This window comes from Jeotgalicoccus psychrophilus DSM 19085, from assembly GCF_000425845.1.
Lineage (GTDB): Bacteria > Bacillota > Bacilli > Staphylococcales > Salinicoccaceae > Jeotgalicoccus > Jeotgalicoccus psychrophilus.
Map to the genome: position 1 here is coordinate 86,261 of NZ_AUEF01000007.1, position 15,793 is coordinate 102,053.

A 15,793-nucleotide genomic window follows, 5' to 3' on the forward strand; every position below is an offset into this window, starting at 1 on the left:
AAATCACTCCAATATTCTATAGCCAAAAGCTAATATTTAATTTCCCGATCGAGCAGATACAATATAATATTGTCGTTTTCTGCGATGAGTTTAAAGCCTTTGTACTGCAGCCATGTTCTCGAAAAAGAAGTGCGGTAATGTTCATGTGAGAGTATGTAAATTTTACGGACATCTGCTGCTGCTGTTAAATATGCATCGAGCAGCTTTGAACCGATGCCGTGCGTTGGATAACCTGCATGCATCACAATCTCAGCAATATACTGGTTATAATTTCCGTCGCCGCTGGAGCGGATAAGACCGATCAGCTGATCATCATCGATTACACTGATGCAGTAATCAGAATTTAAAATGCTGCTGTAAAGCTGAGCGTAATCAGTATAAAGTTCAGTGTCTCCGGAAGTGTAGAGTTCGAAGACATCGTCCTGTGACATGTTTTTCCGAGCTGTAATAGTGACCATGATTCACCCCGTAATTAATGTAAGTAACTAATTATATCAAGAATTTTCAGATATTGAAAGATGTCGTCTATTTGTTTATAATCATAACTGTATACGGTTTCAAAGAAAAGTGAAATGTAAATAAAATACTTTAGAAACAGGGTGTTGTTAATGGAGCTTCAATTATATTTTTATCATCATGAAATAAATATGTCGCCGGAGGCGGTATTCAATACGATTAATAATGATGAGAAACTATTAAATACTATAGCAAAATTAACGGATATCGAGTACATAAACAATACTCAAAACTCGAGGGAAGCGGGGACGAGAGGAATACTTCAATACAATGGTGATGCTGTTGAAGCTGAAATCGTCCAGTACAGAGCGGATAGAAGGATCGAGATGGAGTTAGAAATTCCGGCGGGAACATTAGTAACGATGTTCAATATCGTTCCGGTAGAAGATCGTTCTGAAGTGACAATATCGGTAAAACTTCTTACTGATTCAGCGGTGAGTTTTGCACTCTATGCACTTAAAATACCTGCGGTTAAAAAACAGTTTAACGAAGATATGAAGAGACTTGAGGGTAACTAACATCTCTATGCATTAAACGGGAGGAGATCAGGAATGGAAGTAAAACAGTACGCAGAAGATGCGCTGACGATTAATTTGGGCAGCAAAGTTGATGAAAAAATTAACAGACAGCTCGTGCAGCTGAAAGCGGCTGTCACTGAGCTGGAATTAGAAGGTATTACTGATATCGTTTTATCTTATACGAGTCTGATTATTTATTTTGATGTGCTTAAAGCAGATTCAAATAAAATAACAGCAGCTTTAAAAACGCTGGATTTAGCTGAACTAAAAGATATGGAATATGCATATAAAGTCGTTAAAATACCGGTCTGCTACGGCGGGGAGTTTGGTCCGGATATCGAACGTTTTAAAGAAAACGGCTTAACACCAGAAGAAGTAATCAATATGCACAGCGACACAGAGTATCTTGTTTATATGCTCGGATTTATGCCTGGTTTTCCGTTTCTCGGAGGGCTTAATGAGAAACTGTTTAAAGCGAGACTGGAGTCGCCGCGAACTAATATTCCGGCGGGTTCTGTCGGTATCGGCGGACAGCAGACCGGCATGTATCCATTTGATTCTCCGGGCGGCTGGAATCTTCTTGGCAGAACACCCGTGCCGTTGTATGACAGCAGCCGGGAAGATGCGATTCTGTATGAAGCCGGCGACAGAATTATTTATACGGTAATTGATGAAGCAGAATATGACCGGATAAAAGAAGCATACGGTAAAGGTGAATATACAGTTGAGACTGAATACAGAGGTGAAGCAAATGGCGCTTAAGATAATAAATCCAGGATTGTTTACAACGGTGCAGGACTCCGGCCGTTACGGCTATGAATCTTACGGGTTCACACCTGCAGGCGCAATGGATTATGAAAGCTATTACCTTGCAAATGCACTGCTCGGCAACGACTTTGACTGTGCTGTGCTCGAAATGACATTATACGGTGTGACTTTTGAAGTGCTGCACAGTACAAGTATGGCGATCTCGGGTGCGGATATGGAACTGACAATCAATGATCAGCCATTTGATACCGGGGCTGCTGTAGACCTTGTTAAAGGTGATATCGTCAAATTGGGCGGTGCTGCAAAAGGTGCCCGTACATATGCCGCTTTCAGCGGCGGACTGGATCTGCAAAAAGAACTGGGGAGTTATGCAACACATACAAGAAGCAATATGGGCGGCTTTAAAGGAAGATTACTTAAAGCCGGAGATATTTTACCGGTTAAAGAAAAAACGGTCGAGCATCATTTTAGAAAAACAACTAAAGAACTGGCCGAAGGCAATGAAATACGTTTTATTCCGGGCCAGCAGCATGACAGATTTGATGATGATAATAAGAAGTTATTCACAACAAGTGAATATACTGTAACGAAAGACAGTGACCGGATGGGCTGCCGTCTTGACGGTGCGGCGGTTGAAGCAGCGGATGATAATGATATTCTAAGTGAACCGACGCAGTTCGGAAGTATTCAGGTGCCTAAAAATGGACAGCCGATTATTCTGCTTGCAGACAGACAGACTGCAGGTGGTTATAAAAAAATCGGTACTGTCGCGAAAGTCGACCTGCCTAAAATTGCCCAGAAAAAACCGGGTGAGACAGTGACATTTAAAGAAATAAGTGTTGAAGAAGCTGCAAGGCTGTATAAAGACAGTCTGACAGCTTTAACAGACGGCACTTATATTGAAACATCGGTGAAATTTGGACATGCAAGACGACGGGATGCATTAAGTATTGCGCAATTAATGGAGGGATAAGACGATGGATTTTAAAGAGATAAAAAAATTGGTTAAGTTATTAAAAGAAGAAGATTTGGCAGTGCTCAGCATCTCGGATGATGACACGCATATTCATATTGAACAGAAAGGATCAGCAGTTTCAGCGGAATCTCTACAGCAGGGCGACGCGGTTTCGCCGGCTGTACAGAATGCAGTATCTTCAGGGCTGGTGGAAATAACAGCAGGACAAATCGGTACTTTTTATAATCAGAAAGATGAAAACAGCGAAGAGACATTCGTTTCAGTAGGAGATAAAATCGAAAAAGGCGATCAGATCGGTTTTATCGAAGCAATGAAGGTGTTCAATGATGTGAAAAGTGACGTGGCAGGCGTAGTTGAAGAAATTACAGTAGCAAATGGAGATGCTGTGGAATTTGGCGGCGTCTTGATACGTGTACGTCCAGAGGAGGCGTAACAATGAAGAAAGTTTTAATTGCGAACCGCGGTGAAATTGCTGTCAGAATTATCCGCACGTTAAAAGAGATGGATATTGCCAGCGTTGCGGTTTACTCGAGCGGCGACAAGGACAGCCTTCATGTTGCACTGGCGGATGAGGCTTACTGCATCGGCGGACCGAAAAGTGCCGACAGCTATTTAAATATTGATAATATTCTGCAGGCTGCATTAATGGCTAAAGCAGATGCGGTTCATCCGGGCTACGGATTTTTATCGGAAACACCTGAATTTGCTAAGCGCACCGAAGAACTCGGCATGATATTCATCGGACCGGCGCCTGAAACTATGGAAAAGATGGGCGACAAGTCCATGGCGCGCCAGACGATGGAAAAATCAGGCGTACCAGTTATTCCTGGCAGTGACGGCATTGTGAAGTCAAAAGATGAAGTGAAAAAACTTGCTGAAACAATTACTTATCCAATCGTCATTAAAGCCGTATCAGGCGGCGGAGGTAAAGGAATGCGTTTTGCACACAGCGATGAAGATGTTGATAAATTATATGATGAAGCAAAAAAAGAAGCGAAAAGCTCCTTTAATGATGATCGTCTGTACATCGAAAAATACATCCCGAAAGCGCGTCATATTGAAATCCAGGTTATCGGTGACGGCAAGGGGGGCGCTATTCATTTATTTGAACGGGACTGCTCAATTCAAAGAAACAACCAGAAATTGCTTGAAGAGGCACCGGCGACAATTCTCAGTGAGTCAGAACGTGATGATATTACAGAAACGACCCGTCAGGCGATTGCCAAGCTAAATTACCGCGGTGCGGGAACGATTGAATACTTATATGTCGCAGCGGAAAAAAGATTTTATTTTATCGAGATGAATACACGTGTGCAGGTTGAACATACAGTGTCAGAAGAAGTGACCGGCATCGATATTATCAGAGCACAGATTAACGTGGCATTTAATAATGATATCGGTATTACACAGGATCAAGTAAAACTTTCAGGCCATGCAATTGAAGCGCGCATTAATGCGGAAGATCCGGATAATCGTTTTATGCCGTCTCCTGGTAAAATTGATAAATTACATTTCGGTCTAGGAAGAAATGTCCGTGTGGACACGCATATTTACAACGGTTATGCCATTCCGCCTTATTACGACTCGATGATTGCTAAAATTATCGTTAAAGCTGACAACCGTAAAGATGCACTATTCAAACTGAAGCTTGTCTTAGGTGAAACTGTGATCGAACCGATTAAGACGAATTTAGATTTTCAGTATTACCTTGCGGGACATCCGAAAGTTTTAGAAAATGATTACGATATTAAGTTTATTCATACAGAAAATATTATTGAGTAAAGGATGATTTAATTGAGTAAATTAACGATTGATTTAAATGCTGACCTCGGAGAGAGTTACGGTAATTATAAAGTAGGCAGCGACGCTGAAATTATTCCGCTGATTTCCTCGGCAAACGTAGCATGCGGATTTCACGCAAGCGACCCCGTCGTTATGATTGAAACAGTTAAACGCATTAAAGAGTCAGGTTCAACAGGGCTTGGTGCACATCCGGGATTTCCGGATTTAATGGGCTTCGGGCGCCGTTATATGGAGCTGTCTGATGATGAAGTCCACGCTATTATGCTTTATCAGCTGTCTGCACTTGACGGTATTGCCCGGACATATGGCCTTGAACTTAACCATGTGAAACCGCATGGTGCACTTTACAATGCAACATTTAAAGATGAAAATTTAGCGCGTGTTATCGCACAGGCGGTTAAAGATTTTAATCCGAAGTTAAAACTGATGGGACTTGCGAATAACAATTTAGTTCAAGCGGGGAAAGCTGCCGGTCTTGACGTGATTAATGAAGTGTTCGCAGACCGTGCCTATGAAGATGATGGCACACTTGTATCACGCAGTAAAAACGGTGCAATGATTACCGACAGCAGCCTTGCGACAGAGCGGGTTGTCCGTATGATTACCGATGGTAAAGTAGAGAGTATAAACGGTAAAGATGTGGAGATTCAAGCAGACAGCATATGTGTTCACGGTGATGGGGAAAAAGCATTGGAATTTGTTAAAGAAATCAGACGGCAGCTTGAAGAAAAAGGGATTTCTATCGAAACGTTATAAGAAGGGGTGCACTTATGGAGAATAAACCGAAAATTACAGCCGCACAGCGCAGGCTGCTGTTCGGTGCAGTGTTCCTGATGGCAACATCGTCAATCGGACCTGCATTTTTAACACAGACAACAGTATTTACACAGCAGTTTATGGCGAGTTTCGCCTTTGCAATTTTAGCTTCTATCGTTATCGATATCGGTGCACAGCTTAATATATGGCGCGTCCTGTCAGTCAGCGGGAAACGCGGACAGGATGTAGCGAACGAAGTGTTTCCGGGACTCGGTTCACTGGTTGCAGTACTTATCGTCATCGGCGGCTTTGCATTTAACATCGGTAACGTCGCCGGTGCGGGACTTGGTTTTAATGCGATTTTCGGCTGGGATGTAAGGGTTGGTGCCGCAATTACAGGCATCTTCGCAATTATTATATTCTTAATTAAAAACGGCCGTGCCGTTATGGATATCGTGACGCAGGTACTTGGTGTACTGATGATTGGTATCGTTACTTATGTAATGATTATTTCAGAGCCGCCAGTTGCTGAAGCAGCGAAAAGAGCGATTATGCCGGAAGATCCGATAGCGATGCTTCTGCCGATTATTACACTAGTCGGGGGAACTGTCGGCGGTTACATTACTTTCGCCGGTGCCCACCGTTTAATCGAAGCGGGTATGACGGGTGAGAAGAATCTGCGTTTTGTCAGCCATGCAGCCAACTGGGGAATTTTAACGACAGGTGTTATGCGTGTGCTGCTGTTCATGGCAGTACTCGGCGTGCTGACACAAGGTGCGGTATTATCAGAAGAAAATCCGCCGGCATCTGTATTCCAATTTGCACTTGGTGATATCGGCATGAAAATATTTGGTATTGTGCTGCTTGCAGCTGCATTATCTTCTGTAATCGGTGCAGCATACACAAGTGCGAGCTTTATGCGTTCATTTAATACGGTGTTTGACCGTTATAACAACATCGTCATCGTCGTCTTTATTGCGACATCGACATTGATTTTCTTATTTGTCGGACGTCCGGTGACACTGCTTATTCTGGCAGGTTCATTCAACGGACTGATTTTACCGATTACGCTCGGTGCAATACTTCTTGCTTCACGTAAGAAGAGCGTCGTTGGAAATTACCACCATCCGACATGGATGATAGTATTCGGTGTTATCGCAGTAATCGTTACATTAATTGCAGGATTTATGTCACTGCAGGGTCTTGCAGCATTATGGAATGGGTAGGTGATTAAATGAATACTGAAAATATTAGAATGGCTATCAGAACTGGTGAGCATACCGGACCGACTTCCGGCATCTCGGGGGATAAAGTACAAGCGAACTTAGCAATTTTGCCAAAAGAATATGCTTTTGATTTTTTGTTATTTGCGATGCGTAATAATAAGCCGGTGCCGATTATTGAAGTACTGGAGGCGGGTGAGTTTATTAGTAAATATGCGAAAAACTCAGATATTCGAACGGATATTCCTCTTTACAATATTTATAAAAACGGCGAGCTGACTGAAACAGTCAGCGATATTAAAGATTACTGGCGTGATGATTTTGTTACATTTTTAATCGGCTGCAGTTTTACATTTGAGCAGGCAATTCTAGATGACGGCATTAACATTAAACATATTGATGAAGGGCGCAACGTTGCGATGTATAAAACGAACATTGAAACTGTACCTGCAGGAATTTTTTCAGGAGAGACGGTCGTGTCAATGCGTCCATTCAAGAAGGAACTTGTCGATCAGGTAGTCAGTATTACAAATGAATTTCCGAACATGCACGGCGGACCTGTGCATGTCGGAAGTCCCGAAAAGATTGGTATAAAAAATATCGACGAACCTGATTATGGTGAGAGAATCGACATTGCTCCGGATGAAGTGCCGGTGTTTTGGGCATGCGGTGTGACACCTCAAAATGTCGTGCTGAATGCAAAACCCGAAATTTTAATCAGCCATGCTCCGGGACATATGTTTATTACTGATATTAATAATGAGGAGTATAAAAACTGAAACCGGGCAGCTGCCCGGTTTTTTGTATTTAAGTATAATGTGGGTCAAAAACGGACGATAATCATAAATATTTAAGTATTGACATTTAATATACGTACATTATAATTAATATTATAAATAATGTTCGTTAAATAGGAGTGCATATAAGATGACAGTGGGTATTATTATGGGCAGCTCGTCAGACTGGGAAACGATGAAACACAGTGCTGAAATGCTGGATTTTTTCGGAATCAGCTATGAAACGAAAGTAGTCAGTGCACACCGCACACCAGAAATGATGGTTGAATATGCAAAAAATGCGACAGCAGCCGGCATCAATATTATTATTGCCGGAGCCGGCGGTGCAGCGCATCTGCCCGGCATGATTGCTTCATTAACACACGCACCTGTAATCGGTGTACCGATAGAGTCAAAATCGTTAAAAGGTATGGATTCGTTATTGTCCATCGTACAAATGCCGGGAGGAATTCCAGTGGCTACGCAGGCGATCGGTGTCCCGGGCGCTAAAAATGCAGGGCTGATGGCGGCAAGAATGATTGGTATATCGGACTCTGAAGTGTTCGCTAAACTGGAAGAATACACGAAAAGTCTCGAAAAGAAAGTTGAGGATATGCAAAATGACCTTAAGTAGACGATTATATCCGGCAGCTGTAATTGGTATTATCGGCGGCGGACAGCTTGGAAAAATGCTCGCACAAAGTGCCCAGCGCATGGGTTACAAAGTTGCAGTGCTCGATCCGTCAGCAGATGCTCCGGCACGTTCTGTATGCCATACTTTTATCCACGCTGATTTCAGCGATGAAGAAGCATTGATTAAATTAAGTGACATGTCAGACGTTGTCACATACGAATTTGAAAATATTGATGCACATATTTTAAGAAAACTCGTCTCTGACTATTACGTGCCTCAGGGTGCAGAAACAGTACTTACTTTGCAAAACCGCACGACTGAGAAAAATGCAATTAAAGAGTCGGGTGCGAGTATAGTGCCATTTGAAAATATTTCATCTGAAGCAGATGTCAAAGCATTTGCTGAAATACATTCATATCCGTTAATTGTGAAGACGACAACAGGCGGCTACGATGGCAAAGGCCAGTATTATATCAGTTCAGAACAGGAACTATTAAATGAAAATATACCATTTGAAGATACAGCATTTATCGTTGAAAAATATATAGATTTATCGAGAGAAGTATCATTGACTGCAGCACGGAGTGCAAGTGGAGAGATAATTTATTTCCCGCTGCAGGAAAACCTTCACCGCAATCAGGTTTTATACCGGACAATTGCACCGGCTAGAGTCGATTATTTTGAAAAGGCGAAAGCTGAAGCTGATAAAATTATGAAAGAGATGCTGTTCGTCGGCGTATTTACAATCGAATTCTTTATAGATCAGGACGGGGAACTGTACGTAAATGAAATTGCTCCGCGTCCTCATAATTCAGCACATTACACAATTGAGGCATGTAACATCAGCCAATTCGATGCACATATACTAAGCGTGACAGACCAGCCATTGCCGGAAGTTTATCAGCACAAAGATGCAATCATGATGAACTTGCTCGGAGAAGATTTAGACCGACTGGACCTTGAATTGTTTGTTTATTCCGAATGGAATGTTCATTTGTACGGCAAATCAGACCGTAAACCGGCAAGAAAAATGGGACATGTAACAGTTTTAACCGATGATATCGAAGCTGAACTTGAAAAATTGAAAACGACTTTTGAAAAAGAAACAGAATAATATTTTACCGTTAATAAACGTGAGGCACTGATTGAAGCGAATACTAAATTCTACAATAAGCTGGAGGAAATTAAAGATGAAATTCAATGAACCGACAAACCAGGAAATTAAAGAACAGAAACTTTATGCGGAAATGGGCTTAACAGATTCAGAATTCGATAAAATTAATGAAATTTTAGGCAGAGAGCCTAACTACACTGAGACTGGTATTTTTTCTGCAATGTGGAGCGAACATTGTTCTTATAAACACTCAAAACCATTTTTAAAACAGTTCCCGACTGAAGGCGAGCATGTTTTAATGGGACCCGGCGAAGGTGCGGGTGTTGTGGATATTGGTGATAATCAGGCTATTGTTTTTAAAGTGGAATCTCATAACCATCCGTCAGCTGTAGACCCGTATCAGGGTGCGGCGACAGGTGTCGGCGGTATTGTCCGCGATATCGTTTCTATCGGTGCGCGTCCAATTGGCTTATTAAATTCACTGCGTTTTGGCGAATTGGATAACAAACAGAACAAGTGGCTGCTCCGCGGTGTTGTTGACGGTATGGCGGACTACGGCAATACGATGGAATTGCCGGCAATATCCGGTGAAGTAGAATTCGATGCATCGTATCATGAAAACCCGCTTGTGAACGCAATGGGTGTCGGTTTAATTACTCATGATAAAATTCAAAAAGGAACAGCAAAAGGTATCGGCAATCAGGTTGTATATGTCGGTCTCCCAACAGGCAGAGACGGCATTAACGGTGCGAGCTTCGCATCAGGTGAACTGAGCGATGATAACCGTCCTGAAATTCAAAAAGGTAATCCCGAAGCCGGTAAAATTTTAATGGAAGCAACACTGAAAGCAATCGATATGGAAGAACTTGTCGGAATTCAGGACATGGGTGCAGCAGGGTTGACGTCTTCGAGTGCCGAAATGGCAGATAAGGGAAATTCGGGAATGAATCTGTATCTGGATAAAGTACCTGTGACTCACGCAGATATGTCACCGTACGAAATGATGCTGTCGGAGACGCAGGAGCGTATGCTGCTAGTCGTTGAAAAGGGCTCTGAAGATAAATTTTTAAACATGTTTAAAGAAATGCAGCTCGATACTGCAGTAATCGGGGAAGTCACAGCAGGAGACCGTCTGAAACTTTACTATGAAGATGAAGTTTTTGCGGATCTGCCGGTTGCACCGCTGTCGGATGATGCACCTGTTTATATTTTAGAAGGTATTGAGCCTGAGCAGGATGAAGCGCGTACAGACTACAGCAATGAAGATTTAGAAGCTGCTTTTGATAAATTAATTACACATCCGACACTTGCGGATAAATCATATATTTACAATGACTTTAACAGTACAGCAGGCGGTAATACCGTTCAAAGCTCAGGCTTCGGCGCGGGGATTGTACAGATTGAAGGTACTGATAAAGCAGTAAGTATGGTGCTTGACGGCAAGAGCCGTTACGTCTTTGCCGACCCTTACAATGGTGGTAAAGAAGTTGTTGCACAGACATTCAGAAGCATTATCGCAACAGGCGCTGTACCGTTAGGCATGACAGACTGCCTGAACTACGGTTCTCCTGAAAAACCTGAAATATACAACCAGCTGGATAAGTCGACTAAAGGAATGGCCGAAGCATGTCTTGCACTGTCGACACCGGTTGTTTCGGGTAACGTAAGTCTTTACAACGAACACAGCACAGGCGGGATTCTGCCTACACCGGTTATCGGAATGGTTGGGTTAATCGATAATATTAATCAGCTGAAACACGAAAGTGTAAACGATGGAGACGCCATTTACTTAGTTGGGGATTTAACATCGTCATTTTCAGGAAGCCAGCTTGAAAAACATCTTGAAAATACTATACGCCAGACAACACGTTCAATCGATCTTGAACTTGAGTACAAACGTGGAATGATGCTGCGTGAAAAACTCGTTAATGGAGAAATTAATAAAATCGCTCCGCTTGGACGCGGCGGTCTGATTGCAAAACTTGCACAGCTTGCAAGCTTTAACAACATCGGTCTTGAAGTAAACTTAGATGTACGTAAAGACTTGCTATTCGCGGAAGGTGCATCAAACTATATTGTTGCAGCACCGGCAGGTCTCGATATTGAAGGTGCAGTTGAAGTTGGTAAACTAGCAGGCGATAAATTTATCGTCACTGCACAGAATTTTGAAATTAACCGTAATTTATCAGATGTCAGAAGCGCATGGGAGGGGGCAATCCCGTCATGTATGAACTCAGAGGACTAAATGAAGAATGTGGACTCTTTGGTATTTGGGGACATCCCGAAGCCAGCGATTTAACGTATATGGCACTGCACAGCCTCCAGCACCGCGGTCAGGAAGGGGCGGGTATCGTCGCTTCCGGCGGTGATTACCTGTTCGGCGCACGCGGGATGGGTCTTTTGACTGAAGCATTGTCACAAACTCAGCTTGAATCATTAAGACCATTCTCCAAATCAATCGGTCACGTGCGTTATGCAACGAGCGACTCCAGTGCGTTATCAAACGTTCAACCATTCTTATTTAAAAGCCATATTGGCGATCTTGGTCTGGCACATAACGGCAATATCGTTAATGCACTGCAAATTAGACGCGCACTTGAAGACGACGGCGCAATTTTTCAGACGACTTCCGACTCGGAAGTGTTTGCTCATCTATTAAGACGTGCGAAAGGACCGACGAGAAAAGCGCGTATTAAAACAACGCTTCAGCAGCTGAAAGGCGCATTTGCGTTTGTTATTTTACATGAAGATGCAATGACGATCGCGCTGGATGATCACGGTGTCCGTCCCTTGATGCTCGGTTCGCTTGACGGCGCATACTGCGTAGCCAGCGAAACGTGTGCATTTACTTCAATTGGTGCGGAGTACATCCGTGATATTGAACCGGGTGAACTCATTACAATAAGCGACGAGGGTATTGATTTTGATCGTTATACAGATTTTGAAAATCCGAATATGTGCTCTATGGAATACATTTATTTTGCACGTGCAGATTCAGAGTTCCGAGGCACGTCAACATATACAATTCGTAAAGCGCTCGGTGAAGAACTGGCAAAAGAAATGGATATTAAAGCGGATATGGTTATCGGCGTGCCTGATTCCAGTCTTGCTGCGGCTAAAGGATTCAGCGATGAATCAGGAATTCCGGGCGAACAGGGTCTATTAAAAAACCGCTATGTCGGAAGAACGTTTATTGCCTCTGGACAGGAAGCGCGTGAACGTGCAGTCCGGATGAAACTGTCTCCGGTCAGAGATATCGTTGAAGGTAAGAGCGTCATTGTTATCGACGATTCCATTGTGCGGGGGACGACGAGTAAATTTATCGTCAAAGCTTTGAAAAAAGCGGGTGCTAAAGAAGTGCATATGGGGGTGTCATCACCGCCACTTAAAAATCCATGCTATTACGGTATCGATGTATCGACGCATGCGGAAATTATTGCCTCATCGAAATCAACTGAAGAGGTGCGGGAAGAAATTGGTGCAGATTCATTAACTTATTTATCCGTAGAAAAAATGCATGAAGTATATGAAAAATACGGTTCACGCGGACAGTGTGATGCGTGCTTTACAGGGAATTATCCGATTGAAAATACTGATGGCTTGCTGCCGCAGGAAAAAGATGCGAAAACGAAAGGAGTATAACGATGTCTGAACAATATAAAAAAGCCGGTGTCGATATTAATGCCGGATATGAAGCGGTCGAACAGATGAAAGGGCATGTAAAACGTACGATGCGTCCGGAAGTAATCGGAGGTCTTGGAGGATTTGGTGCAGCATTTGATCTGTCACAGCTAAATATGACAGCGCCTGTGCTCGTGTCAGGTACTGACGGTGTCGGTACGAAACTGAAGCTTGCAATTGATTATAACCGTCACGATACAATCGGCATCGATGCTGTTGCAATGTGTGTAAATGACATTATTACAACTGGTGCAGAACCGTTATACTTCCTTGATTATATAGCTGTGAACAAAGTAGTCCCTGAACATATCGGTGAAATTGTTAAAGGTGTTTCTGAAGGATGCGTTCAGTCCGAATGTGCACTAATCGGCGGAGAAACTGCCGAGATGGGTGAAATGTATGGCGAAGGCGAATACGATATTGCGGGATTTGCTGTTGGTGCAGTTGAGAAACATGAATATATTGACGGCTCATCTGTTGAAGCAGGCGATAAAATTATTGGCCTCGCATCAAGCGGCATTCATTCAAACGGCTACAGTTTAGTCCGTAAAATTATTGCGGATAACAATATTGATGTCACAGCTGACTTAAACGGTGATAAGCTGCTCGATTTGCTGCTTGAGCCGACACGTATATACGCACAAGAAGTTAAAGCATTAAAACATAAAGTCAATATTAAAGCGATGAGCCATATTACCGGCGGCGGATTTATTGAAAATATTCCGAGAGCATTGCCGGATCATCTGGGCGTCAGTCTCGATGTTAAAAATATTGAAGTGCCTAAAGTACTTGCATGGCTGCTGGAAGAGAGCGGCGTGAGAGATGAAGAAGCATACAACGTCTTTAATATGGGGATTGGTTTTATAATCGCCGTCCCTGCAGACGAAGCTGATAAAGCACTTGAGATACTGAAAGATTTTGATTATACAAGCAGCGTAATCGGTGAGGTTACTGCTGAGGCTGGAATTAAAATTAATGGTTAAAAATATAGCTGTCCTCGTTTCCGGCGGCGGTTCGAATTTTGAGAACCTTGCATTAAAAAGCGCTGAGGCAGGGTTTGAGATTAAAATTTTAATCGCAGACAGTCCGGATGCCTATGCCGTTAAGCGGGCAGAGAAATTAAATATTCCTCATATAATTATCGACCGCAGTAAATATTCAGCAAAAAAAGAATTTGAAACTGCTGTAACAGAAGCAGTTTCAAATTTTAATATTGATTATATTGTACTCGCAGGCTTTATGAGAATTTTATCGGCTGAATTTATTAACTTCTATAAAAATCGGATTATTAATATTCATCCATCGCTGCTGCCGTCTTTTAAAGGCAGAAATGGTATCGAAGATGCTTATAATTACGGCGTAAAAGTGACCGGTGTGACAGTTCATTTTGTCGATGCCGGCATTGATACAGGTAAAATTATTGCACAGACTGCAGTTATAATAGAAGAAGATGAAACGCTTCTTTCATTAGAAGAAAAAATACATCAGGCGGAGTATGAACTATACCCTGCCGCACTGAAGAAAGTACTGGATGGAGGAGTCTAACTATGAAAGCATTGCTGAGCGTATCAAATAAAACAGGCATAGAAAAATTTGCTGAAGGGCTGCTTGAACAAGGCTATGAACTGTATTCAACCGGCGGCACGTTTAAAGCATTACAGGAAGCGGATATCGTTGTCAATCAGGTGAGTGATTTAACGGATTTCAATGAAATTATGGATGGCCGTGTTAAAACACTGCATCCGGCTGTTCACGGCGGCATCTTAGCAGACCGTGACAATGAAGCGCATATGAAAGACCTTCGTGATAATAGTATAGAAACGATTGATTTAGTTGCGGTCAACTTGTATCCGTTTAAAGAGACAGTCAGAAAAGCAGATGTCACTGAAAGCGATGCTGTAGAAAATATCGATATCGGCGGTCCGACTATGCTTCGTGCAGCGGCGAAGAACTATAAGCACGTCACAACAGTTGTTGATCCGTTTGATTACGATGAAGTACTGGAACGTCTTAAAGATAATGCGCTTGATGAAGATTTTAGAAAACAGCTGATGATTAAAGTGTTCCGTCATACGAATGACTACGATCAGGCAATTGTAAACTTCTTCGCACAGAGCGAAAAAACGCTCCGTTACGGTGAAAACCCGCACCAAAGGGCCAAATACGTTAAAACTTCAGACGATAAAAACACGATTCTTAATGCAGATGTGCTGCACGGCAAAGAGCTCAGCTATAACAACTTAAGAGATGCAGACAGTGCATTTCAGCTGGCGAAGAAATTTGATTTACCGGCAGCAGTTGCTGTAAAACATATGAATCCGTGCGGTGTTGGTACAGGTGATACGCTCAGCGATGCTTTCCAAAATGCATTTGATGCTGATAACCAGTCTATATTCGGCGGCATTGTTGCGCTTAATAAGACTGTGGACGCGCCAACTGCAGAAAAATTAAGCAAAGTATTTTTAGAAGTGATTATTGCTCCGCACTTCTCAGAAGAAGCATTAAATATTTTAACAGTGAAGAAAAATATTCGTCTTTTACAAGTTGATTTCACTGAAGAAGCTGTTCAGGATGAGTTTGTCAGCGTATCTGGCGGTTATCTCGTGCAGTCGCGCGACACTGGAAAACTCGATAAAGACTCGCTTGAATATGTCACAGAAAAAAAACCAGATGATGAGCAGCTAAAAGCTCTGGTACTTGCTTGGGAAGTATCGAAACACGTGAAATCCAATGCGATAGTACTCGCCAACAGTAAACAGACTGTGGGAATCGGTGCAGGACAGATGAACCGCGTCGGCGCCTTGAAAATTGCTGCAGAGCGTGCGATTGAGCTTGGAGAAAATGTTGTCCTTGCAAGCGACGGATTTTTCCCAATGCCGGATACGGTAGAAAATGCACATCAGTACGGCATTAAAGCAATTATCCAGCCGGGCGGTTCTAAACGCGATAATGAATCAATTGATTTTTGCAACGAGCACGGTATTGCAATGGTATTTACAGGAATGCGTCATTTCAAACATTAATACTG

Annotated in this window: 16 protein-coding genes; 15 read left to right on the forward strand and 1 reads right to left on the reverse strand. The window is 42.7% G+C overall.

The window, feature by feature from the left end:
- Window positions 1-29 precede the first annotated feature (29 nt).
- Window positions 30-458, reverse strand: coding sequence for a GNAT family N-acetyltransferase (locus H625_RS0103215; RefSeq protein ID WP_026858626.1), 429 nt, complete (start codon window positions 456-458; stop codon window positions 30-32).
- Window positions 459-608: 150 nt separating this feature from the next.
- Between H625_RS0103215 and H625_RS0103220 the strand changes: the two genes are divergently transcribed.
- The 15 genes from H625_RS0103220 to purH all read left to right on the forward strand — a co-directional run bounded on the left by H625_RS0103220 (window position 609) and on the right by purH (window position 15,788).
- Window positions 609-1,034: an SRPBCC family protein gene (locus H625_RS0103220; protein ID WP_026858627.1), complete on the forward strand. Its 426-nt coding sequence runs from the start codon at window positions 609-611 to the stop codon at window positions 1,032-1,034.
- Between the two features lie 33 nt (window positions 1,035-1,067).
- Complete coding sequence (gene pxpB, locus H625_RS0103225; RefSeq protein WP_026858628.1) at window positions 1,068-1,796, forward strand: 5-oxoprolinase subunit PxpB; 729 nt, start codon at window positions 1,068-1,070, stop codon at window positions 1,794-1,796.
- A complete protein-coding gene (locus H625_RS12460; protein ID WP_051238951.1) occupies window positions 1,786-2,775 on the forward strand; it encodes a 5-oxoprolinase subunit C family protein in 990 nt (329 codons plus the stop codon). The genes pxpB and H625_RS12460 overlap by 11 nt, the downstream gene beginning before the upstream one ends.
- A 4-nt stretch (window positions 2,776-2,779) precedes the next feature.
- Window positions 2,780-3,211, forward strand: coding sequence for an acetyl-CoA carboxylase biotin carboxyl carrier protein (locus H625_RS0103235; RefSeq protein WP_026858629.1), 432 nt, complete (start codon window positions 2,780-2,782; stop codon window positions 3,209-3,211).
- A gap of 2 nt (window positions 3,212-3,213) precedes the next feature.
- A complete protein-coding gene (locus H625_RS0103240; RefSeq protein ID WP_026858630.1) occupies window positions 3,214-4,560 on the forward strand; it encodes an acetyl-CoA carboxylase biotin carboxylase subunit in 1,347 nt (448 codons plus the stop codon).
- 12 nt (window positions 4,561-4,572) lie between these two features.
- Entirely contained in the window at window positions 4,573-5,337 is a 765-nt protein-coding gene (locus H625_RS0103245; protein WP_026858631.1) for a LamB/YcsF family protein, read from the forward strand.
- Window positions 5,338-5,351: 14 nt separating this feature from the next.
- Window positions 5,352-6,563: an NRAMP family divalent metal transporter gene (locus H625_RS0103250; protein ID WP_026858632.1), complete on the forward strand. Its 1,212-nt coding sequence runs from the start codon at window positions 5,352-5,354 to the stop codon at window positions 6,561-6,563.
- A gap of 8 nt (window positions 6,564-6,571) precedes the next feature.
- Window positions 6,572-7,339, forward strand: coding sequence for a putative hydro-lyase (locus tag H625_RS0103255; RefSeq protein ID WP_026858633.1), 768 nt, complete (start codon window positions 6,572-6,574; stop codon window positions 7,337-7,339).
- 148 nt (window positions 7,340-7,487) lie between these two features.
- Window positions 7,488-7,970, forward strand: coding sequence for a 5-(carboxyamino)imidazole ribonucleotide mutase (purE, locus tag H625_RS0103260; protein ID WP_026858634.1), 483 nt, complete (start codon window positions 7,488-7,490; stop codon window positions 7,968-7,970).
- Window positions 7,957-9,084, forward strand: a complete 1,128-nt coding sequence (purK, locus tag H625_RS0103265) for a 5-(carboxyamino)imidazole ribonucleotide synthase (RefSeq protein WP_026858635.1) — start codon at window positions 7,957-7,959, stop codon at window positions 9,082-9,084. Before purE ends, purK begins: the two co-directional genes overlap by 14 nt.
- Before the next feature lie 76 nt (window positions 9,085-9,160).
- Window positions 9,161-11,329, forward strand: a complete 2,169-nt coding sequence (purL, locus tag H625_RS0103270; RefSeq protein WP_035785084.1) for a phosphoribosylformylglycinamidine synthase subunit PurL — start codon at window positions 9,161-9,163, stop codon at window positions 11,327-11,329.
- Window positions 11,308-12,726: an amidophosphoribosyltransferase gene (purF, locus tag H625_RS0103275; protein ID WP_026858637.1), complete on the forward strand. Its 1,419-nt coding sequence runs from the start codon at window positions 11,308-11,310 to the stop codon at window positions 12,724-12,726. The genes purL and purF overlap by 22 nt, the downstream gene beginning before the upstream one ends.
- Before the next feature lie 2 nt (window positions 12,727-12,728).
- Window positions 12,729-13,748: a phosphoribosylformylglycinamidine cyclo-ligase gene (gene purM / locus H625_RS0103280; protein WP_026858638.1), complete on the forward strand. Its 1,020-nt coding sequence runs from the start codon at window positions 12,729-12,731 to the stop codon at window positions 13,746-13,748.
- A complete protein-coding gene (purN, locus tag H625_RS0103285) occupies window positions 13,741-14,310 on the forward strand; it encodes a phosphoribosylglycinamide formyltransferase (RefSeq protein WP_026858639.1) in 570 nt (189 codons plus the stop codon). Before purM ends, purN begins: the two co-directional genes overlap by 8 nt.
- 2 nt (window positions 14,311-14,312) lie before the next feature.
- A complete protein-coding gene (purH, locus tag H625_RS0103290) occupies window positions 14,313-15,788 on the forward strand; it encodes a bifunctional phosphoribosylaminoimidazolecarboxamide formyltransferase/IMP cyclohydrolase (protein WP_026858640.1) in 1,476 nt (491 codons plus the stop codon).
- Window positions 15,789-15,793: the final 5 nt, after the last annotated feature.